We start from the raw sequence: 19,839 nt of genomic DNA on the forward strand, positions 1-19,839 counted from the left end.
CCTTTATAATGATAAACGTTTTGGCTATCGGTAAGACGATACACAGTAGCCCTAATATACAAATAGTAAAAAACAAGCTAATAATGCTTAAAATCCACCTCTATGAGTCGATGGTTTTTTTGTCTTTGAATAACGCTGACATATAAGAAGTGGTTACGACTCTGTTCCTATCATGCGCTGTTCTGAAGGTGTACTTGAGCGTTTCATTCATACTAGGCGTGCCTGATGCGATATCAGTAAAATTGTTTATGGCTACACTGGCTGCTGCAAGTTTTAAAATACAAACCAGCATGGCACATATGAATAAGACAGGGGAGTAAAGCGGTGAGAACGGGGCAACAGCCACTGCGGTAATGATATTTACGATCAGCAGTAATTTTGGTAAGGCTGTGATGTTTTTTAGAAGTAACGAATAACGGCTACGGACGTCCTTGTGTTTTGGTGTACAGACAAACGGTTTGTTTTGACCCCACAACACAGGTAGCCATGATAATGCACCAATCTCCCAAAAATTTAAGTGCATCAGCCAGGCTCGTACGCCTTTTACAAAGCGTGGTTGATGACTGCGGTCTAGTTGTTTATTCAAAGGCGTTTGATCACGGCAGTATGCCCATAGACGCCTGACGATAAAAAATGCATACCCTGCATAGACCAGATACAAAGGGGCAAGCATAGCCATATTAGAATCACCCATCAGGACTAGATTGGCGATTAAAAACAAAGAGCAAACATGCAAAAGGATAAAAAATCCTGTGAAATTTACCCAAGCGCTCAGCTGAGACAGATGAGCCCGTATGTATGCTAGATGGTCACCAATGCTTTTGTATTTAGAAGGAGGTGTTGATTGAGAAGAGTGTGGCGTTGATAGATAATCAGTAAGCACTTGCATATTGCCATATATCCAGCGTCGTCGCTGACAGATGAGATCATGTAGTGTATTGGGCAGTAGACCTGTGGCAATCACCTCTGGTATGAACTGACTGCGAAACCCCTGTCGATGCATGAGGACGCCCATCTGAGCATCTTCAGTAATAGACGCCCCTGACCAGCCACCTATGGTCAGAAGATCTGAACGCCGAATCACTGCGTACGTACCCGTTGATAAAGCACGTGTACGATTAAAAGGTCGATATAAGTGATGATTAAAGTAATGATTTAACTCACTATGGGCATCTACTTGTCCCTCATTACGATAGAACTGCGGAAACTGGAGTAGCGTATGGTCAGGGTGCTGTGCGATAGCTTGCGCGATAGCATGTCTAGCATGTGGTAATGCCTGATAATCACTATCGACAACGACAATATGAGTACATCTCGGATCCATCAACCCCAGTGCTAAGTTCAAAGCCCCTGCCTTAAATCCTGCGACATGATCGACATGATAAAAATGAACATTTAGCGCATCATCCAAGCCGTTACAAAATGCTGCTAAGGGCTCATATAGCGCCGACTCTGTATTGTTGTTATCGATAATAAGTATTTCATCGTGAACGTTTTTGACTGCTAATAAAGACTTGATAGTGGCAATAACTAGCTCTGGAGGCTCAGCCCGCGTCATCAATTGAAAACTGAGCATTGCTGTTGTCAAAGCTTCTGGTTTGGCAGTCATATCTAGTCCTTAGGCATATGAAGCAGGTGAAAGTTATATAAAGAAATAGAGCTTTTATAGAAATTGTGTGCTTGTAGCAAAGGTAGGGGTGTGTATCTCCAACGACTCAATCAATATCAATGAATACTAATACAAAATTAGGTAACTATTTAGCCGATAATTGTTTATGGTGAATTAACGGTGTAAGTCTGTGTAATATGACTGGACGACAGTCGATGTTTGGTCAAATAGAAAAACAGGAAGTTGGTCTATAGAAAATTGATCTATAAAAAGTTGGTCTATAGGGAATCAAGCTATGTAGAGGAAGGTGTATTGAAGTTCTAGGTTATAGCGTTGAGTTTGTGAGAGATGCAAGAGTAAAAGGGTTGTTAGGCAGGCAGCATCAGTTAGTGAGAAATATCGGAATAATTATTGTAGTGTTTATCAAAAGCTATAATGAAAGCTAAAATACTGGCACTTGCCACTTTAAGCACATCTTGTCATCAGCCAAAATATCTATACTGCCATCGATCTAACCATTAGGCTGACCGTGATGGCAGTGAGGGTAATCAGCTTCGATATTATAGATATTGTGAATTGTAGAGAGTCATACTCAATAGCATTGTGCTTAAGGGGTGTTGTATCTATGCAGAAGGCGTACCCGAAAAGTAGCTGCTCAACTCCTGAATATGCTCAGGACCAATACCGCAGCAGCCTCCGATCAATGAGGCACCTTGTGCTTGCCATTTTTGTGCCCAATGCAGATAGGCAGGTGGCGTTAGGTCATCACGTACCTGATTGAGTGTATCATTTGCCGCGGCGTTTTTCGGTTGCGGCGGAAAGGCATTGGCATAGGCACCAAGCTCAATATGGGTCGCATTTTTATCTCGCAACGTGCTTTGGGCAACATCTAATGCTTGATCGATAACATTAGGCTGACAGCAGTTAAACAGGATCGCTTCGACGTCGCGGTCTGCCATTGCCGCAACTGCTTCTGCTACCGTCTCTCCTGAACGCAGGCGTGGTACATCGATATCCACGTTATCTTCTAAAGTAAAAGCAATCCATATTGGCTTATTATCTGTGTCTAGCGTACTTAGTAATTCACGAACAGCGATAGATTCTGCGATCAGACTTTGTGTTTCAGCGAGCCAAAAATCTACATACGGGCTCAATCCATTTATAAGCGGAGCCGCAATGTCTTCTACATGGTCAGCATCAAACAAATCGGCACGGTAAGAGCCAAATAATGGCGGGATAGACCCTGCTACTTGGGTTGTAGTGCCTTCTAGGATAACTGCTGCACGTGCCATTTCGCCTGCTGATGCGGCTAACTCTTGCCCCTGCTGCGCAAAGCGTTCTGCGCCAATATGAAAGGGCACAAGAGCGTAGCTGTTGGTGGTGATAACATCGGCGCCGCTTTTGATATAAGCGCGGTGTACGTCGCGAACGACTTCGGGCGCTTCTATCATCGCCAGTGCTGACCATTCAGGTTGACGAAACGGTGCGCCGCGCTTCGCTAATTCTCGTCCCATGCCGCCATCGATAATTGTGGTTTTTTTGGTTGGCATAACGCATCCTTCTTGATAATAAATGTATATATCTACTGAGTCTGTATCTTAAAAAATAGAGTGTTTTGACGGGGCGAAATACTAGGCGCTATATGCAATAGATGCAACCAATAGTTTGGTAAGAATGTTAACGGATGGTTTTTCAAAGATAGTATGACGCTGGTTACAGTAAAATGGCGATGAGAAGTGCTTGGTTAAACTTGTTATGCCGACTTGTCATGTCGACGCTGTTTGGTTGATTGAGCGCATAAGACAGCGTTAGAGTAAGAAAGTTTTAAAGTAGGACAGTGTTAAGGAATTTTTAATCCAAACACAAAATAAGGCAGATACTATGATCAGTATCTGCCTTATCTCACTTTAGGTGTATCGTTTCACTCTCTATAGGTAGCAACCTATTGCTAGGGGCTTAATATATAGATGTGATTAACCTTGTGGTGTGATCAAGTACTTCTCACCAGTGGCTTGCTTGCCATAAGTGGCGATTGATTTTAACTGCAATGCTTCTTCTAGCGTCACCTCATGGGTATAGCTGCTTGCAAACGTGGTGGTGATTTCTTCTGCAACTCTTTGACGCATCGACATAACGGTTTTGGTACCTAGTTTGCCGAGTGCATTGAATAGTAAGAAACCATTAACACCCCAAGCAAAACCAAAGTTACGATTTAGCGTGATAGGTCCACGGTTAAGAGCGCCGTAAATATAGGCTTGTTTGAAGGTGTTTGAGCCGTATACGCTGTACTCTTCCACATCGCGGGTGATGGCCGCTTCCATGCAGTTTAGGATATCGCTGGTCAATTGACCGCCGCCCACAGGGTCAAATGAAATAGTAGCCCCTGTTTCAACAATCGCTGCTGTCAAATCTTTCAAGAACGTATCATTGCTTGAGTTGACCACGTACTTTGCGCCCATATCACGCAGTAGTTTCTCTTGTTCTTCTTTACGCACGATGTTGATCAAATCGATACCATCTGCCATACAGATACGGTTGAGCATTTGACCTAGGCTAGAGGCAGCGGCGGCATGAATGATGGCTTTGTGACCTTCAGCGCGCATGGTTTCGACCATTGCTAGGGCAGTAAGTGGGTTCACAAAAGAAGACGCACCTTCTTTGGCAGTCGTGCCTTCTTTTAGTTCAAGGCAGCTTTTCACATTGACGCAGTGATATTGGCGATAAGTACCACCGCCGATCACAGCAACCATCTTACCCATCAATGCTTGTGCCGCCTCTGACGACCCTGCTGCAACGACGGTACCGGCGCCTTCATTACCTACTGGAGTGTCTTCATTGACACGTGTTTTCAGCGATGGCATGAATTTGGCGGGTATATCGGCAGTAACGACTGGGCTTTGCTCGGTGCCTGACTGCACAGCAGTTGACATATCAGCGGCGCTGAACATCACCCCAAAGTCAGAAGGGTTCAATGGGGCGGCTTCAATGCGCACAACGACTTCATCTGCACCAGGTGTTGGCATTTCGATATCTTGTAGCGCTAGGGTCAGTTTATTGTCATCACTAACGGTCGAGGTCAGTTGGATATTTTTATCAGTCATAAGATTTGCTCCTGCAAATAATTATAGGTATTGGACCACTCATATTAGTGTGTTGGTTAGGTTTTGAGTGTTGTTTAATCAACGCACTTATTTTAATAGTGGGTGTTTTTGTTGCTCATTACTTTCATACTTTATTTAGCTTGGGTCGCTTGTATCTGAGCTTGTACATGCTGCATAAATTCAGGCATATTTGCCAAACGATCTTTTTCGACAGTCTGGGCAATATCAGACTGACTCATAGAGGTGCTCCACTCTTTCATACCAGGGATTTGTGCCAGTACATCCCATTCGAGCTGGCTTGAGGCAAAGGTATTAACAATAAGGTTCACATAGTGGACGTAGATGTCAGCCATGGTGAACTGCTCGCCTGCAATCCAAGGTGAGAACTGGCACAAGCTATTTAAAGCGCCGATACCGCGCTCCAACACTTGGCGTACTTCAGCTTTGAGTGGCTCAGGCGCTGCAGCACCCGAAAATACATACGGTATGAGTCGGCGACTTGGCAGCTCGAAGTAAAGCTCTGCTATTTTCATGATTTGACGTACGACAGCACGCTCACCAGCATCTGCAGGGTATAGCGGCATATCAGGGTGAGTCTCTTCGATAAAATCACAAATCACGCTCGACTCTGAAATATTGAGTCCGTCATCAGTGGTGATGGCTGGTACTTTACCCACGGGGCTGACTGAAAGTAGCTCGTCGCTACCAGCGAAGATTAAGTTTTCTTCAAAAGGTATCTGTTTGTACAGTAGGGTATGTTTGACGATGTTGTAATAGTTGCTTGCAGCAAAACCGTGCAAAGTAATCATATGTCATTCTTCCGTTATTGACGTGATGGGTTATTTTTAGTCGTGTTTTAATCGCGTTTTAGTCGTGACGCTCAAGTTAACCACATTATTACTGGTTTTAACATGGTTATATATAGGATAAAACGTCAATCACTATTGCTTTTAAGACAACAATAAAGCCAAAATACTTGGCTACTCAAGCTTAGATAGTGAATGGAGAAGTTAGTTGGATCAATTACGTGCAATACGATATTTCAGTAAAGTGGTCGAAACAGGGAGCTTTACCAAGGCTGCAAAGGCATTCGACGTACCGCCATCCTCACTATCGAGACGCGTGTCTGATTTGGAGAAGAGTTTGGGGGCGACTCTATTACAGCGTTCGACCCGAATGGTTAAGCTGACCGAAGTGGGGCATGTCTACTACAATGATGTGCAGCACATACTGAATCAACTCGAGCAAAGCAAAGAAACGGTTCGGAGTTACCAAACAACGCCAATGGGGCGTCTGCGTATCAGCTCGATGGTAGGGTTTGGGGAGAGGATACTGCTGCCTTTATTGGATGATTTTAGTGCTCTATATCCTCAGATTATATTGGATGTCAGCTTGAGTGACGAGCTATCGGCACTCGGACGTGATGACGTTGATATTGCGATTCGCGGTGGCTACGCGCCAAACGAACGTGTGCTGGCTATCAGGCTTATGGACAATAGCTTTATTCCCGTTGCCTCTCCTAGCTACCTAGAGCAGCATGGTACTCCCAAGCATGTGATGGAACTCAAGGATCATCGTGGTCTGTATTTTAAAGCGCCAAACGGCCCAACACCGTGGCTGTGTCATGTAGATGATCAGTGGCACGATGTCTCAGGGCCTGCGGTTGCGATCTCAAATAACGGACCATGGCTGGCACAAAAAGCCAGTAATGGCGAAGGTATATTAATGTCAACCCGATGGGCGCTGGCGTCGTATTTTGAGTCAGGCGCACTGCAAGAGTTAAACTTCGAACACAAGTTAGCCATCACTCAGCATTCTGACATGGCGGTTTATCTGCTGTATCAAAAACAGCGCTACCTAGTACCCAAAGTAAAGGCGGCGGTGGATTTTTTGGTGGAGAAAATAAAAGAAGGGTAGCGGGTGTCAGTCTAAATAAATAGCCTAAGCAAAAATTAAATTAATTTGTGCAGAATTAAATATTCTATGTGTCTGATTGATACGAGCAAATATCGATAAGAGGATTTGGTACCTAGAAAATATGGTGGTAGTCTGTAAATACTTAACATGTGTTGCCTAAAAACGATAGGTGATGATGCAATATAAGCTGCGAGTCGCATCAACACGAAAGCTTTAGGCTACTTTTAATAAGGAGTGCAAATGTCAGAGTATTTTGCCACAATCAACTGGGCGAGAGATAGCCAAGAAAGTTATATTGATAATAAATATAGCCGAGGGCACGAATGGCATTTTGATGATGGCGTCGTTGTCCAAGCGTCATCTTCTCCTCATGTCGTGCCCTTACCGTACTCTGTTGAGGCCAATGTCGATCCTGAATAGGCTTTTGTGGCTTCTCTGTCAAGCTGTCATATGCTGTTCTTTTTATCTATTGCCGCAAAAAGAAAATATGTGATCGATTCATATATAGACAATTCGGTCGGTATGATGGAAAAAGACAGCGCCGGTAAAGTCTCAATGACCAAAGTCATCCTAAAACCGCAGGTCACATTCTCAGGTGATAAGCAGCCGACCATGGCGCAGCTGGAAAAAATGCATCATCAAGCGCATGAGCTATGCTTTATCGCCAACTCGGTGAAAACTGAGGTGGTGACTGAGATTGTGGTTTAACAAACTATGACTTTTGGCTATTTCAATAATTTTCAAAGATAATTACTGTTGAAATTATTGGAGTACGTGATATATATCGTTTTGAGGTGTTATAATCGCCCCAAAAAGGTTTTCAATAAGCTGTGAGGTTTAAAAGGGAGATAGTATGAGTAAGCCGAAAGATGTGAAGGAGTATTTAGAGTGGGCTAAAAATAATCTTGATACTTCTTTTGATGATCAAAAAACAGAAAGTGTTTATGATACAAATATGAATAATATATTTAATTCTGTTTCAGAACATCAGTTTTTTGTTGGTTTTTCAAATATATCTAAAGATTGGCAAAAAGAATATGAAGTAAAAACTAAGACAGCTCTCTTTATGGATAATGAGGAGCCGAAACTTCTTATTAAACCATTTGAATCAACAGTTGAAAAAACATATCGTTTCAACATCCTTTGGAATAGAGAATTTCCTCAACAGCCTGATCAAGGCTGGGTTGATCAACATACTATCTACACTCATTTAAATGATTTAGTTCGTGGAAGTTTAGTTTGCCGTTTCATTGATGGGCCTGCATTCGTAGCCGATTCGATTGAGAATTATGCTAAAGCGTTAGGGCTAGAATCGCGACAATATACCCAAGAAAGAGATGATGGCTATTATGCTTATCATGTCTATGTGAAGTTTCCCGTTTCCATATTTAATTTAGATTGGGAAAGGTTTGATGTTCTAATTGAAATTGAAATTCAAATAACGACTCAACTACAAGAAGTCCTCAGAAGTCTAACTCATAAATTCTATGAAAGTCAGAGACTAAAGGACACTAGCGATGATGGTAAGTGGAAATGGGAATTTTCCTCTAGTAAATTCAAAGTTGGCTACCTAAGTCACACTCTCCATTTACTCGAATCAGTAATTCTTGAATCCAGAGATAGTGTAATGAAAGATGATTCACCAGAGGAGTGTAAATAATGGCTTTAAATTATATTTCTAGTTATTCGTTAATTGAACTTATTCATAAAATGGAGAATGGTAGTATTTCAACTCCAGCATTCAATCGTGGTTTTGTTTGGGAAAAGGAGCTTATCAAAAAATTATTTGAAAGTATTGACATGGGATATCCTATAGGAACAATAATAGCCATAAAAGGTGACGCTATAGATTTTTCACATTCATTAAGCGAAAACTCATACTTTCCAAACCCTGAGAATAATGGTTATTCAAATAAATCGACTCTTTGGATTATTGATGGAACACAACGATTATCTGCGCTCTACAATATTCTGAGATCAGGAAATCTACAGTTAGATCTTTATTATCAAGTAAATATTGGAAAATTTACTTTTGAAAAAAATGATAGAAATTCACGATATATAATCAATATATCAGATATTTTCAATTCTAATGCATTTATGGATGCACAGATTAGGTTCGCAAGCTTTGATGAAAAAGAAAGAATAGAATTGATGAAAAAGCTCAATGCTGTTCATAAAAGATTTCAAGATTATCAAGTTCCAGTGCAAGTGATATCAGACGTGGATAATAATGAAATTCGAGAAATATTTATGAGGTTAAACATGTCAGGCATCTCACTGAGTAAAGCAGAAATAGATAATGTAAAAAAGTCAAAATAAATCTAACAAGTTACTTAAATGAAAAAATAACTGTTGGACATCGATTTTCGATTTTAGCCAACCACTATTTTTCCTCTTAGCAGGGCATTACCACAGCCCACTTTTGGCACTGAGCTGACCCTAAGCACTGAAAAGGTATAAACCCTTACTTCTCTTTCAAGTGTGCAAAACAACAAAGCTCAATCGGTCATAACCCATTGAGCCAGTACTATCTATACACTTATTCTATCGGAGACGGCTTGCCATGCGGGCTTGAGCGCAGATATTGTTTGGTCGCTTTGACGGTTGCGCCAAGCTCGGCCGCCGCGTGCCACGGCCAGTGCGGGTCATAGAGGATACCACGTGCCAAGGCAACCGCGTCCGCTTGCTGCTCGGTGATGATGCTTTGCGCTTGCTCGGCCTCGGTGATTAAGCCCACCGCGATGACGGGTATATCCACCGCTTCTTTTATCGCGGCAGCAAAAGGCACTTGGAAGTTCGCTTCCACAGGGATTTGCTGCTGTGGGCTCAGTCCTGCGGTACTCACATTTAAATGATGCTAACTAATATACAAATTACTCTCAATCATATTTTTCATATGCAGCAGACGAGGGGCAATGTCTTCTTCTAGCTTAGTGCGGCTCAGGATAAAACTGGGCGCGCCGCAGTTAAAGGTGAGCAAGCCTTCTGTCGGATGCATCAGTGCAATAGCCACCGCGTTGACATCCTTTTGCCATTCACTAATCGAAAAACAATAGCCGTACTCTTCGTAATCTTGAAAGGCTTTATCTAATCCTCGTCTGATTTTGAGCCAATCATCCTTATACTTACTACGAATAGCATTCAAGATAAACTCTTGCTCAGCAGGTGGCATACTGGCTAGGCAGGCTCGCCCCATTGAGCTTAAATGAATAGGTAAATAAGAGCCGACGTTGCGCTGCATGGTAGTGCTACCGGCACCTTGGACCACATTGAGATAAACCATCATCAGCCGATCGCGAGTCGCCATAGCAACAGCGCTATTGGCATAATCTGCCAACTCTTCCATATAAGGGGTAGCAAGATTGTTGATAGAGATATTGGTCATCATCGTATAACCAAAACCAAGTACGCCTGTTGAGAGCTGGTACTTACTGCTATTGGTAGATTGCTTTAGATAGCCCAACTTGACTAGGGTATAAGTTAGACGGGTAATAGTCCCTTTGGGCAGTCCTGTCAGCTGGCTTAAGTCTTGATTGCCCAGATAGGGACGCTGCGGCGTAAAACAGCGCAGCAGTTCTAGCCCTCGAGCGAGCGCGGTGACAAACTGTCTGTCATTTTTGTCACGCATCTCTGCAATGGGTTCTAACAGCTCGATATGCATCTCAGTGTTGGCATCTTCATTGGCAAGGGTATCATTCGTCATATGCAGTCTACTATTCCCAATTAAGTCCGTACAAACATCATAATTTCACTACCTAGCGCATCTATGAGCCAATACGGTCACTCATATTGACTGCTACAGTGACTGATAGCATCAGCCTATAGTCATGTGCTGAGGGCAGTTTATCCCTTCAATTATACTATAATAAGTTATCATTGAACGCTTAGCATAGCACGATATGTATAGATTGTTTCGCTATGCGGTATGAGTGGTAGCGACATAAGCTACTAAAGGAGGTTGCTAAAGTGGCTACTAAAGGCGTCACTAAATGTGCGCCTAAACTCAAAGTGCGTCTAAGCTTGTTGCGGGTCATACTGCTTTTCTTTGATGAATAGCGTTGGGATAAGACCACATAAGAAATAAGCACCTGCCATTAATAGGAGACCAGCACCGATAGAGTTGTGCATCGCCATATAACCAATCGCAACAGGGGCAATCACAGAACCCAAGCGACCGATATTGAACGCGCCACCAATGGCTGTACCGCGAATAGCAGTAGGGAAGCTTTCGGTTAAATAAGTGGCGTTAATCGCATAAGGAATACCATACAAGAAACCAAAGGTAATCATGAGCCAACCAATGTTGGCTGGGGTATGCATATAGACCAAGATAGGAATAAAGAGTGCGGTACCCATGGTGCCAAAGGCAAAGACGATTTTGCGACCGATTTTGTCTGCCATATATCCTGCTACTACTTTGGCAAACATCATGGTCAAGTACGTACCGGCCATATATAGTGCCATTTCTTTAAACTTAATCCCAAGCTCGGTCTCTAGGTAAGAGGGCAGCCAGTTGCTCACGCCAAAATAACCGAACAGTAAGAGCCCTGAACTCATCGACCACAGAATAAACATGATACGGTGTTTTGGGTTGTCTAATATCGCCTTGTAGGGGTTCTCTGCTTTTTTGAGTGGATCTTGTGCGCCGCTCAACTTCAACGCTCGAGCGTCTTTCCAAGATTGAGGTTCAGGGACAAGAAAGTACATCGCAACGGCGAGGATAAGGGGTAAGAAAGTCAATAGATATAGTGTACGCCAACCATAACTGGGGATGATCCAAGCGGATACACTGGTGATAACCAATGAGCCTAAAGTAAATCCAGTCATTAAGGCAGCAAGGACGGTAGTACGATGCTTGGTAGGCACCATCTCTGACATCAGCGTGTTTGTAGCGATATAAAGACTACCCAGACCCAAGCAAGCAAAGGTTCGTAAGGCTATAAACTGCTCGTAGCTCTGTACCATGCCACTAAAACCAGACAAGATTGAAAACATCCCAGTAGCCAGAACGATCACCCGCACTCGGCCAAACCGATCGCAAGCCCAGCCACCAAAAAACCCACCGATAGCCATACCAAATAAAGACCAACTACCAAGCGCCCCTGCTTGTACATTGGTCAATGCAAACTCCAGTTTTAGGCTGGATAAGGTAAAGGCGAGAATACCAATATCAGCCCCATCACATAACAGAACCAAAAAACAAAATACAAAGGCCAGTTTCCAAGGTTGTTTTTGGACAGCGCTTGCGCTTGGATCTGACGTCATAACAGCACTTTTCACAATGTATATCCTTATCGTTGTGAGAACAAAAGAGTAACGAAGTACAAAAAAAGACGGTACCGGCATCCTAGCCAATACCGCGATACATATCGATGATCAACCAAGCCTACTCGCTGGCTTCTTTGATCATGTTGCGAGCGATGATAACTTGCTGGATCTGAGTGGTACCTTCATACAAACGGTACAGACGCACATCACGGTAAAAACGCTCGATACCGTAGTCAGCGATATAGCCTGCGCCGCCATGAATCTGGACGGCTCTGTCAGCCACGCGGCCACACATCTCGGTGGCAAACATCTTGGCACACGATGATTCGGTGACGACGTCTTTGCCCTCATCGCGTAGACGTGAGGCATCTAGTACCATAGAACGCGCCGCATATATCTCTGCTTTTGAGTCAGCAAGCATGCCTTGGATCAGCTGAAAACTGGCGATAGGCTGACCAAACTGCTTGCGATCGACGGCATAGTGTAGGGCATCGTCCAACATACGAGTGGCAGCACCAGTACTGGCGGCGGCAATATGTAGGCGACCTTTATCAAGCACTTTCATGGCGGTCTTAAACCCAACACCTTCAACACCTCCAATCAGCGCGTCTGCTGGTACCACACAATTATCAAAGATCACATCGCAGGTATGCGCGCCTTTTTGCCCCATTTTTTTGTCTATCTTGCCCAAGGTAATACCAGGTGTGTCACTCTCAACGATAAACGCTGAAATCCCGCCAGAACGTTTGTTTTGTGGATCTGTGCGTGCCATGACGGTAAATATGCCAGCCTGCGGGGCATTGGTGATATAGCGCTTGGTACCGTTGATGATATAAGTATCGCCATCTTTTATAGCAGTCGTCTTCAGTGACGCCGCATCTGAGCCTGACTCCGGCTCAGTCAAACAAAACGAACCGATAATCTCACCGCTGGCCAACCTAGGTAAGTATTTCTGCTTTTGCGCTTCAGTACCGTCGATCACCAGTCCAGATGAGCCGATACCGTTATTGGTCCCTATAAGCGAGCGAAACGCAGGGGAGGTGCGGCCTAGTTCAAACGCCAATGTAACCTCTTCTTCCATCGTGACACCCAGTCCGCCGTACTCTTCAGGAATAGTCAGTCCAAAAAGCCCCAGCTCACGCATCTGCTCAATAATCTCTTCTGGGAGACGATCGTTTTCTGCCACCCAATGCTCCAATGGGACGAGTTGATCGTTTACGAAGTTACGAATGGTTTGGGTGATATGGTCGAGGGTTTCTTTATCTCTAATCATGTGAATCTTCCTTGTTTGATTAACCGCTACTCTTAGTAGTGGTTTTATAAGCATCCTGAGTTGGGAGAAATCTTAGTTTTTGATAAACAATATGATTAATACTGAACAACAATCTAATTGTCTTAGGTAAACAGCATAATCGATGATTTATTAAATTACAATAGTTTTGGTTTAAAAAACCGCATTGCGGTTTAAATACAAGTGGTGTTTATAGGAGATTGAACAAATATTTTGATTTTTAGCCAGTTTTTGCTTCACAAATGAAAATAAACGCTATATATTGGTATCAAATATCGCTATGCGGTATTAATTATTTAAAATAAATATTCCTTATTATCATTTATAAAGCAAACAAATGTAAAAAAGAGGCAGTCATGGAAGAACAACTTATTATTTGTGAAAAACAAGGAGAGGGTGTCAGTGTCATTACACTGAATCGACCCAAAGTACGCAATGCATTAAACAGCGAGCTGCGCCAACAAATGGCAGAGCTATTCATTCAGTTAAATGACGATCCAGAAACCAAAGCGATCGTGCTGACGGGTGGTGATAAGGTGTTTGCCGCAGGTGCTGACATCAATGATTTTTTAACCGCTAAGACAGTCGATGTGTACTTACGTCGTAGTGAGCGATATTGGCGCGCGATTACTGATTGCCAAAAGCCGATTATTGCCGCGGTAAATGGCTATGCGCTTGGCGGTGGCTGTGAGCTTGCCATGCATGCTGACATCATTGTGGCAGGACAGTCTGCCAAGTTTGGACAGCCAGAGATTAAAATAGGGCTCATGCCAGGTGCAGGCGGCACTCAGCGATTGTTTCGTGCTATTGGCAAACACAAAGCCATGAAGATGATACTGACAGGAGACATGATTGGCGCTGACGAAGCTGACCAAATGGGATTGGTATCTGAAGTGGTCGCAGACGATAGTACCCTAACCCGTGCTATTGAGATTGCTAAGCAGCTGGCAGGTTATTCACCTATTGCATTGACTCAGATTAAAGAAGTGTCGATGCTCGGTCCCGATATGCCTTTAGATAGTGCATTGGCATTGGAGCGTAAGGCATTTCAAATCCTATTTGATACTCATGATCAAAAAGAAGGTGCCAAAGCATTTTTGGAAAAGCGTCCTGCAGAGTATAAAGGCTATTAAACGCCATCACGCCCCTTATTTCTTTTGAGGTCCACGCCGACCAAATCCTATCGTAAATTATATAGAGAATGATTATGACCGTGAATACACTTGCCATTGTTGGCACTGGCATCATGGGCATGGGTATTGCCCAAATTGCCGCTCAAGCGGGTATCCAAGTCCTTTTATATGACGCCAAGGCAGGCGCGGCTGAGCAAGGGCGAGCGTCACTACAAGCCATGCTCGAAAAGCTCACCGCCAAAGGAAAATTCAGCGATGATGAGCTACAGTCGATGTTAAGCAACTTAACCCTCGTCCAAGAACTGAGTCAGATTGCTACCGCTGAAATTGTGGTTGAAGCCATTATCGAAAATCTAGACATAAAAAAACAGCTGTTTGCCCAGTTAGAAGAGGTTGTTAATACCGATGCTATTTTGGCGACCAATACCTCATCGCTATCTGTCACAGCGATTGCCGCTGACTGTGACCATCCAGAGCGCGTGGTCGGTTTTCACTTCTTTAACCCAGTACCACTGATGAAAATCGTTGAGATTATTCCAGGAATATCCACGCAGCATTCAGTTGTTGAGGTTTTGACCGATTTGGCCAAACGCATGGGACATCTGGGTGTGGTCGCAAAAGACACACCAGGATTTATCGTCAATCATGCAGGCCGAGCGTATGGTACCGAATCCTTAAAAATACTGGGCGAGGGTGTCTCAAATTTTGAGCAAATCGACCGTATCTTACGTGATGGCGCCGGGTTTCGTATGGGTCCGTTTGAGCTGATGGATCTGACTGGCGTTGACGTGTCGCACCCTGTGATGGAGTCGATCTATGAGCAGTACTACCAAGAAGCGCGCTACCGTCCGCATCCACTAACCCGCCAGATGCTGGTAGGCAAAAAGCTTGGCCGTAAGGTTGGCGAGGGGTTTTACCACTACGAAAACGGTCAAAAGCTTTCAGTAGATAGCGCTCAAAATCAATCGTCCAAAGTACTAGCATCTGATGCCACCATCACCTCAGTTTGGATTGGGGCTGATTTGGCAGAAGACAAAACACAGCTGGTCGACTATCTAAATAATCGTGGTGTCCTTATTGATAACAACGACAAGCCGAGTCCTGATAGTTTGGTGGTGCTCGCCATCTACGGAGAGGATACGACCAATGCGGCGATTCGTTATCACATCGATCCGAAGCAAGCGGTTGCCATTGATATGCTTACCGAGCTTACGAAGCATCGTACGTTGATGCCAAGTCTTGTGACACAAGAGCAGTTTGTAGCACAGGCCTACGCGCTATTTAGCAACACAGGTAATAAAGACTCAGATAGTAGCAAAGCAGATATGCAAGATACGGGGAGTGCCACGCTAGTTACCGAAAGTATAGGTTTTGTGGCGCAGCGTGTGGTTGCGATGGTGATCAATCTTGGCTGTGATATTGCGATGCAAGGAATTGCCACGCCAGAGGATATCGATAATGCTGTCAAGCTTGGGCTAGGTTATCCATACGGCCCGATCTCTTGGGGTGATCATCTTGGTTCCTCACGTATATTGCTTATTTTAGAGCGTATCTATGCGCTTACAGGCGATCCGCGTTACCGTCCAAGCCCTTGGTTGCAGCGCCGTGCCAAACTAGATGTGTCATTGTTCACCCAGCAAACCACCTATTAGTACGAGCGACAAAATATCGTAAGAACGACAAAATATGGTTATCAAACCATAGAATAATTATTCAGAGTTAAAAAATACGACAAGGAAACGTTATGTTAGATGCTTATATTTATGACGGATTGAGAAGCCCATTTGGTCGCTATGTTGGCGCATTAGCAACCGTGCGCCCAGATGATCTCGTTGCTGCAGTCATGAAAGCGTTGGTCGAAAAGCATCAATTGTCTAATGATGTTTTTGATGAAGTGTTGCTAGGCAGTGCCAACCAAGCTGGCGAGGACTCTCGCAATATTGCACGTAATGCGGCTCTATTAGCAGGATTAGATGTCACAACGCCAGGTCAGACCGTCAATCGTCTATGTGCGTCAGGTCTATCTACCGTGGTCGATGCTGCACGCAGTATCACGTGTCATGAAGGAGACATTATATTGGCAGGTGGTGTTGAATCCATGACGCGTGCGCCCTTCGTCTTTGCAAAGACAGAAAAGCCCTTTAGCCGTGACTTTAAGGTATTTGATACGACTATCGGTAGCCGTTTTCCCAACCCAAAGATTATTGAGCAGTTCGGCAGTGATACCATGCCGCAGACGGGCGATAACGTCGCGCAAAAGTATGGCATTACGCGCGAGGAAGCCGATAAATTTGCAGCCGCATCACAAGCCAAATACCAAGCTGCCAAGCAAGCCGGGTTCTTTGACGATGAGATAACGCCTATCACCGCCCCCCAAGGTAAGAAATTGCCCGAAAAAGTCGTTACAGATGATGAGCACCCTCGCGCCAGCTCCGACATTGCAGCGCTAAAAAAGCTTAAACCCTTAAATGAAAATGGTGTTGTTACGGCAGGTAATGCGTCTGGTATCAATGATGGTGCTGCTGCGCTCATCATCGGCTCAAAACAAGCAGAAGAAAAGCTAGGCTTCAAACCGATTGCCAAGATCTTATCATCAGGGGCGATGGGTGTTGAACCTAATATTATGGGTGTGGGTCCTGTTGAAGCGATTAAGCTGGCGCTAAAACGTGCGGATTTAACCCTTGATGATATGTCTGTCATTGAGATCAATGAGGCTTTTGCCTCACAGGTACTGGGTTGTCTAAAAGGGTTGGATATTGATTTTGATGATAAACGCGTTAACCCCAATGGCGGCGCTATCGCGGTCGGCCATCCGCTGGGCGCATCTGGTGCACGGATCGCTTTGAGTGCCGCTCGAGAGCTACAGCGTACGGGCGGTAAATACGCAGTGGTTAGCTTGTGCATTGGCATCGGGCAAGGACTTGCCATGGTGATAGAGCGCGTCTGATATTAAAAGGGCGCACACCGAATTACTGATTATAGTTGATTTAGCTTAAAAGAGAGACCAGGCAACCAAGCGCAGATGACTATGTGATACTTCAAGTGAGGGCAGCGCGGTAACTCTTTATAGAAGATTGACTATATCAAGGACTATTCAATATCAAGGAAGACATTATGACAACCATACTCAACCAACACGATAACTACCACCAAGCCGAAGACGCGTATGGTTTCCCGTTAATTATTAAGCAGCTACTCAACCGTGCCAAAATCGCCTCTACTAACCAAACCATTAGCTACGCGGATAAAGTCACTTATACCTATGCTGAGTTTTTTAAGCGTATCAACCGCTTGGCGAATGTCCTAAAAAACATGGGCTTACAAGCAGGCGATGTGGTCGCGGTCATGGATTGGGACAGTCATCGTTATCTTGAGGCGTATTTTGCCGTACCGATGTCGGGTATGATTTTACAGACCGTCAATGTGCGTCTGTCTGAAGAAAAAGTGCTATATACCGTCAACCATGCTGCCCCAAAAGCATTGCTGTTAAATGCTGAATTTGCGCCAATGATTAAAGACTATCGTGACGATGCGCCTTCTATTGAGCATGTAATGTGGGCAGATGACGCAGAGGATGACAAAGTAGGTGGTGAGAAAGCAGCGCTGCCTGACTATGTCGATGGTGAGTACGAGGCACTGTTGGCAGCCGCTAGTGATGAGTTTGATTTTCCAGATTTCGATGAAAACACCATCGCCACCACATTCTATACCAGTGGCACGACAGGTGATCCAAAAGGGGTTTTCTTCACTCATCGCCAGATTGTACTACAAACGATGGCAAGCACACTGGCATCAGCGCTCAATGCTGAAGGCCAAGGCGCGCGCTATAACGATGTATACATGCCGATGACGCCCTTATTTCATGTCCATGCATGGTGCTGGCCGTATGGCGCTACCATGATCGGGCTAAAACAAATATATCCAGGACGATATCTGGCACCAAAATTGGTCGATTTGATTGAGGAGCATAAGGTCACGCTGTCACATGGCGTCCCTGCAATACTGCAAATGCTCCTCAAAGAAATGGCAGAACGCGGTCGCAAATTTGAGAATCTAAAACTACTGCTAGGTGGCTCAAAGCTCAACGAAGGCTTGGCCAAAGCCGCTATCGAGTGCGGTATCGAGTTTATGTCAGGGTTTGGGATGTCAGAATCATGCCCTGTGCTGTCTCGAGCGGTATTTGATGACAAGACCGAGTCGATGAGCTTAGAAGACAATCTCAATTATCGCTGTCTATCAGGTTCGCCAATTATGCTGGTATCGATGGAGATCTGGGACGAAAACGGACAACCTCAACCAATGGATGGCAAATCGACGGGCGAGCTTGTGATACGAGCACCGTGGCTGACCCAAAGCTATTTTAAAAACCCCGATGCAGGTAATGAGCTGTGGAAAGGTGGCTGGATGCATACGCAGGATATTGCTTGTATGACTGCCGATGGCACGCTCAGCATTACCGATAGACTAAAAGACGTCATCAAGTCAGGTGGTGAGTGGGTATCCTCACTTGAGGTCGAAACAATTCTTTCCTTTCATCCGAGCGTCGCTGATATCGCTGTGATTGGTGTTCCAGATGAGCGTTGGGGCGAGCGTCCTCTTGCATTGGTCGTGCTAAAGCCAGATTATATCGGTACAACATCGACAGATATTTTGGCACTGGGTCATCAAGCGGTTGAGAGAGGTCACTTGCCAAAATATGGCGTCCCAAGTGAAGTAAAGTTTTTGTCAGAAATGCCAAAAACCAGTGTTGGTAAACTTGATAAAAAACGCATGCGCTCGATGTACTCAGAACATTTAATCTAACCGAACAACCTTATTACCATCATAGTGACGCTAATAATAGAAAAAACTACATCTCCCTAGTGTCTGACTAAATGCTAGGGATGAGGGAGGTGTGTGTCACGAGCACCCTGAGTCACATTCATCATCTATATAACAGAATCTGTCTAATAAAAAGAGAAAAACTATGGAAGCTGCACCAACGTTCCCAGAAATACAAGAGATTGTCACAAGCGATGACAATCACCCATTGCATGACTTTACGGTTATCTATCCTCAGCAAGTGGAATGGGGAGATATGGACTCCTTTGGTCATGTCAATAATGTGGTTTATTACGAATATGCTCAAAACGCTCGTATTTATTACAACAGGCGACTTGGTTTATTTAACGAACAGACGTCTTCGGTGATGGCAGCCTCGTCATGTCGATATCTCAAATCGGTTGCTTATCCTGATGAGTTATGGATTGGTATCAAAGTCAAAAAAATCGGTAACTCAAGTTTGATTCACGAATATACCTATTATAGTAAGGCGCTTGAGACAGTCGTTGCAATCGGTGAGTCAGTACTGGTCTATCTCGATAAACTGAGCGGACAAAAAAAGCCAATTGATGAGTCGCAAAAAGAGGCGATAGCGGCATTAGAGAATATTGACCAAGAAGCATAACGCCCAATACGTCGATCACATCGTGATTGTTTTTGTGAAGAGGAGCCAACCTTTATATAAAAAGATAATGC

At 44.3% G+C, this 19,839-nt stretch carries 17 protein-coding genes and 1 pseudogene; 10 read left to right on the plus strand and 8 right to left on the minus strand.

Going from position 1 to position 19,839, the window contains the following annotated elements; genetic code table 11:
* Positions 1-100: 100 nt before the first annotated feature.
* From AC5JPT_RS02105 to AC5JPT_RS02120, 4 genes are all read right to left on the minus strand, one after another.
* Positions 101-1,609, minus strand: a complete 1,509-nt coding sequence (locus tag AC5JPT_RS02105) for a glycosyltransferase family 2 protein (protein ID WP_493856912.1) — start codon at positions 1,607-1,609, stop codon at positions 101-103.
* 623 nt (positions 1,610-2,232) lie between these two features.
* Complete coding sequence (locus tag AC5JPT_RS02110; protein ID WP_493856913.1) at positions 2,233-3,159, minus strand: homocysteine S-methyltransferase family protein; 927 nt, start codon at positions 3,157-3,159, stop codon at positions 2,233-2,235.
* A gap of 423 nt (positions 3,160-3,582) precedes the next feature.
* Complete coding sequence (locus AC5JPT_RS02115; protein ID WP_493843225.1) at positions 3,583-4,710, minus strand: zinc-binding dehydrogenase; 1,128 nt, start codon at positions 4,708-4,710, stop codon at positions 3,583-3,585.
* A gap of 131 nt (positions 4,711-4,841) precedes the next feature.
* Positions 4,842-5,519, minus strand: coding sequence for a glutathione S-transferase family protein (locus AC5JPT_RS02120; protein ID WP_493856914.1), 678 nt, complete (start codon positions 5,517-5,519; stop codon positions 4,842-4,844).
* 205 nt (positions 5,520-5,724) lie between these two features.
* Here AC5JPT_RS02120 and AC5JPT_RS02125 point away from each other — a divergent pair, with 205 nt between their 5' ends.
* The 5 genes from AC5JPT_RS02125 to AC5JPT_RS02145 all read left to right on the plus strand — a co-directional run bounded on the left by AC5JPT_RS02125 (position 5,725) and on the right by AC5JPT_RS02145 (position 8,949).
* Positions 5,725-6,627, plus strand: a complete 903-nt coding sequence (locus AC5JPT_RS02125) for a LysR family transcriptional regulator (RefSeq protein WP_493856915.1) — start codon at positions 5,725-5,727, stop codon at positions 6,625-6,627.
* 240 nt (positions 6,628-6,867) lie between these two features.
* A complete protein-coding gene (locus tag AC5JPT_RS02130; RefSeq protein WP_493856916.1) occupies positions 6,868-7,047 on the plus strand; it encodes a hypothetical protein in 180 nt (59 codons plus the stop codon).
* 6 nt (positions 7,048-7,053) lie between these two features.
* On the plus strand, positions 7,054-7,335 hold the full coding sequence (locus tag AC5JPT_RS02135; protein WP_493856917.1) for an OsmC family protein: 282 nt from the start codon (positions 7,054-7,056) through the stop codon (positions 7,333-7,335).
* A 145-nt stretch (positions 7,336-7,480) separates the two neighbouring features.
* Positions 7,481-8,287 (plus strand): nucleotidyltransferase family protein, encoded by an 807-nt coding sequence (locus AC5JPT_RS02140; protein ID WP_493856918.1) that lies wholly within the window; start codon positions 7,481-7,483, stop codon positions 8,285-8,287.
* Positions 8,287-8,949, plus strand: a complete 663-nt coding sequence (locus tag AC5JPT_RS02145; protein WP_493856919.1) for a DUF262 domain-containing protein — start codon at positions 8,287-8,289, stop codon at positions 8,947-8,949. The genes AC5JPT_RS02140 and AC5JPT_RS02145 overlap by 1 nt, the downstream gene beginning before the upstream one ends.
* Positions 8,950-9,169: 220 nt before the next feature.
* Here AC5JPT_RS02145 and AC5JPT_RS02150 read toward each other — a convergent pair.
* From AC5JPT_RS02150 to AC5JPT_RS02165, 4 genes and pseudogenes are all read right to left on the minus strand, one after another.
* Positions 9,170-9,484, minus strand: a pseudogene (locus AC5JPT_RS02150) (oxidoreductase); the annotation flags it as partial.
* A 3-nt stretch (positions 9,485-9,487) separates the two neighbouring features.
* Complete coding sequence (locus AC5JPT_RS02155; RefSeq protein WP_493853197.1) at positions 9,488-10,333, minus strand: IclR family transcriptional regulator; 846 nt, start codon at positions 10,331-10,333, stop codon at positions 9,488-9,490.
* Positions 10,334-10,644: 311 nt separating this feature from the next.
* Positions 10,645-11,895 (minus strand): MFS transporter, encoded by a 1,251-nt coding sequence (locus tag AC5JPT_RS02160; protein ID WP_493854004.1) that lies wholly within the window; start codon positions 11,893-11,895, stop codon positions 10,645-10,647.
* Between the two features lie 121 nt (positions 11,896-12,016).
* Positions 12,017-13,171, minus strand: a complete 1,155-nt coding sequence (locus tag AC5JPT_RS02165) for an acyl-CoA dehydrogenase family protein (protein ID WP_319051848.1) — start codon at positions 13,169-13,171, stop codon at positions 12,017-12,019.
* Between the two features lie 374 nt (positions 13,172-13,545).
* On the opposite strand from AC5JPT_RS02165, the gene AC5JPT_RS02170 reads away from it, so the two are divergent.
* From AC5JPT_RS02170 to AC5JPT_RS02190, 5 genes are all read left to right on the plus strand, one after another.
* Complete coding sequence (locus AC5JPT_RS02170; protein WP_493856920.1) at positions 13,546-14,322, plus strand: enoyl-CoA hydratase; 777 nt, start codon at positions 13,546-13,548, stop codon at positions 14,320-14,322.
* A gap of 74 nt (positions 14,323-14,396) precedes the next feature.
* Positions 14,397-15,974 (plus strand): 3-hydroxyacyl-CoA dehydrogenase, encoded by a 1,578-nt coding sequence (locus AC5JPT_RS02175; protein WP_493856921.1) that lies wholly within the window; start codon positions 14,397-14,399, stop codon positions 15,972-15,974.
* 92 nt (positions 15,975-16,066) lie between these two features.
* Positions 16,067-17,269, plus strand: a complete 1,203-nt coding sequence (locus AC5JPT_RS02180; protein ID WP_493856922.1) for a 3-oxoadipyl-CoA thiolase — start codon at positions 16,067-16,069, stop codon at positions 17,267-17,269.
* Between the two features lie 167 nt (positions 17,270-17,436).
* Positions 17,437-19,125 (plus strand): fatty acid--CoA ligase, encoded by a 1,689-nt coding sequence (locus AC5JPT_RS02185; RefSeq protein ID WP_493856923.1) that lies wholly within the window; start codon positions 17,437-17,439, stop codon positions 19,123-19,125.
* A 163-nt stretch (positions 19,126-19,288) separates the two neighbouring features.
* On the plus strand, positions 19,289-19,768 hold the full coding sequence (locus AC5JPT_RS02190) for an acyl-CoA thioesterase (protein ID WP_493856924.1): 480 nt from the start codon (positions 19,289-19,291) through the stop codon (positions 19,766-19,768).
* Positions 19,769-19,839: the final 71 nt, after the last annotated feature.

It is taken from the genome of Psychrobacter sp. H26 (genome assembly GCF_059073035.1).

Excerpts from the sequence above, each read along its gene's own strand:
- AC5JPT_RS02165 (WP_319051848.1), bottom strand. The coding sequence starts at position 13,171 with ATGATTAGAGATAAAGAAACCCTCGACCATATCACCCAAACCATTCGT.
- AC5JPT_RS02155 (WP_493853197.1), bottom strand. The coding sequence starts at position 10,333 with ATGACGAATGATACCCTTGCCAATGAAGATGCCAACACTGAGATGCAT.
- AC5JPT_RS02180 (WP_493856922.1), top strand. The coding sequence starts at position 16,067 with ATGTTAGATGCTTATATTTATGACGGATTGAGAAGCCCATTTGGTCGC.
- AC5JPT_RS02185 (WP_493856923.1), top strand. The coding sequence starts at position 17,437 with ATGACAACCATACTCAACCAACACGATAACTACCACCAAGCCGAAGAC.
- AC5JPT_RS02170 (WP_493856920.1), top strand. The coding sequence starts at position 13,546 with ATGGAAGAACAACTTATTATTTGTGAAAAACAAGGAGAGGGTGTCAGT.
- AC5JPT_RS02175 (WP_493856921.1), top strand. The coding sequence starts at position 14,397 with ATGACCGTGAATACACTTGCCATTGTTGGCACTGGCATCATGGGCATG.
- AC5JPT_RS02160 (WP_493854004.1), bottom strand. The coding sequence starts at position 11,895 with ATGACGTCAGATCCAAGCGCAAGCGCTGTCCAAAAACAACCTTGGAAA.
- AC5JPT_RS02130 (WP_493856916.1), top strand. The coding sequence starts at position 6,868 with ATGTCAGAGTATTTTGCCACAATCAACTGGGCGAGAGATAGCCAAGAA.
- AC5JPT_RS02115 (WP_493843225.1), bottom strand. The coding sequence starts at position 4,710 with ATGACTGATAAAAATATCCAACTGACCTCGACCGTTAGTGATGACAAT.
- AC5JPT_RS02140 (WP_493856918.1), top strand. The coding sequence starts at position 7,481 with ATGAGTAAGCCGAAAGATGTGAAGGAGTATTTAGAGTGGGCTAAAAAT.
- AC5JPT_RS02105 (WP_493856912.1), bottom strand. The coding sequence starts at position 1,609 with ATGACTGCCAAACCAGAAGCTTTGACAACAGCAATGCTCAGTTTTCAA.
- AC5JPT_RS02120 (WP_493856914.1), bottom strand. The coding sequence starts at position 5,519 with ATGATTACTTTGCACGGTTTTGCTGCAAGCAACTATTACAACATCGTC.
- AC5JPT_RS02190 (WP_493856924.1), top strand. The coding sequence starts at position 19,289 with ATGGAAGCTGCACCAACGTTCCCAGAAATACAAGAGATTGTCACAAGC.
- AC5JPT_RS02110 (WP_493856913.1), bottom strand. The coding sequence starts at position 3,159 with ATGCCAACCAAAAAAACCACAATTATCGATGGCGGCATGGGACGAGAA.
- AC5JPT_RS02145 (WP_493856919.1), top strand. The coding sequence starts at position 8,287 with ATGGCTTTAAATTATATTTCTAGTTATTCGTTAATTGAACTTATTCAT.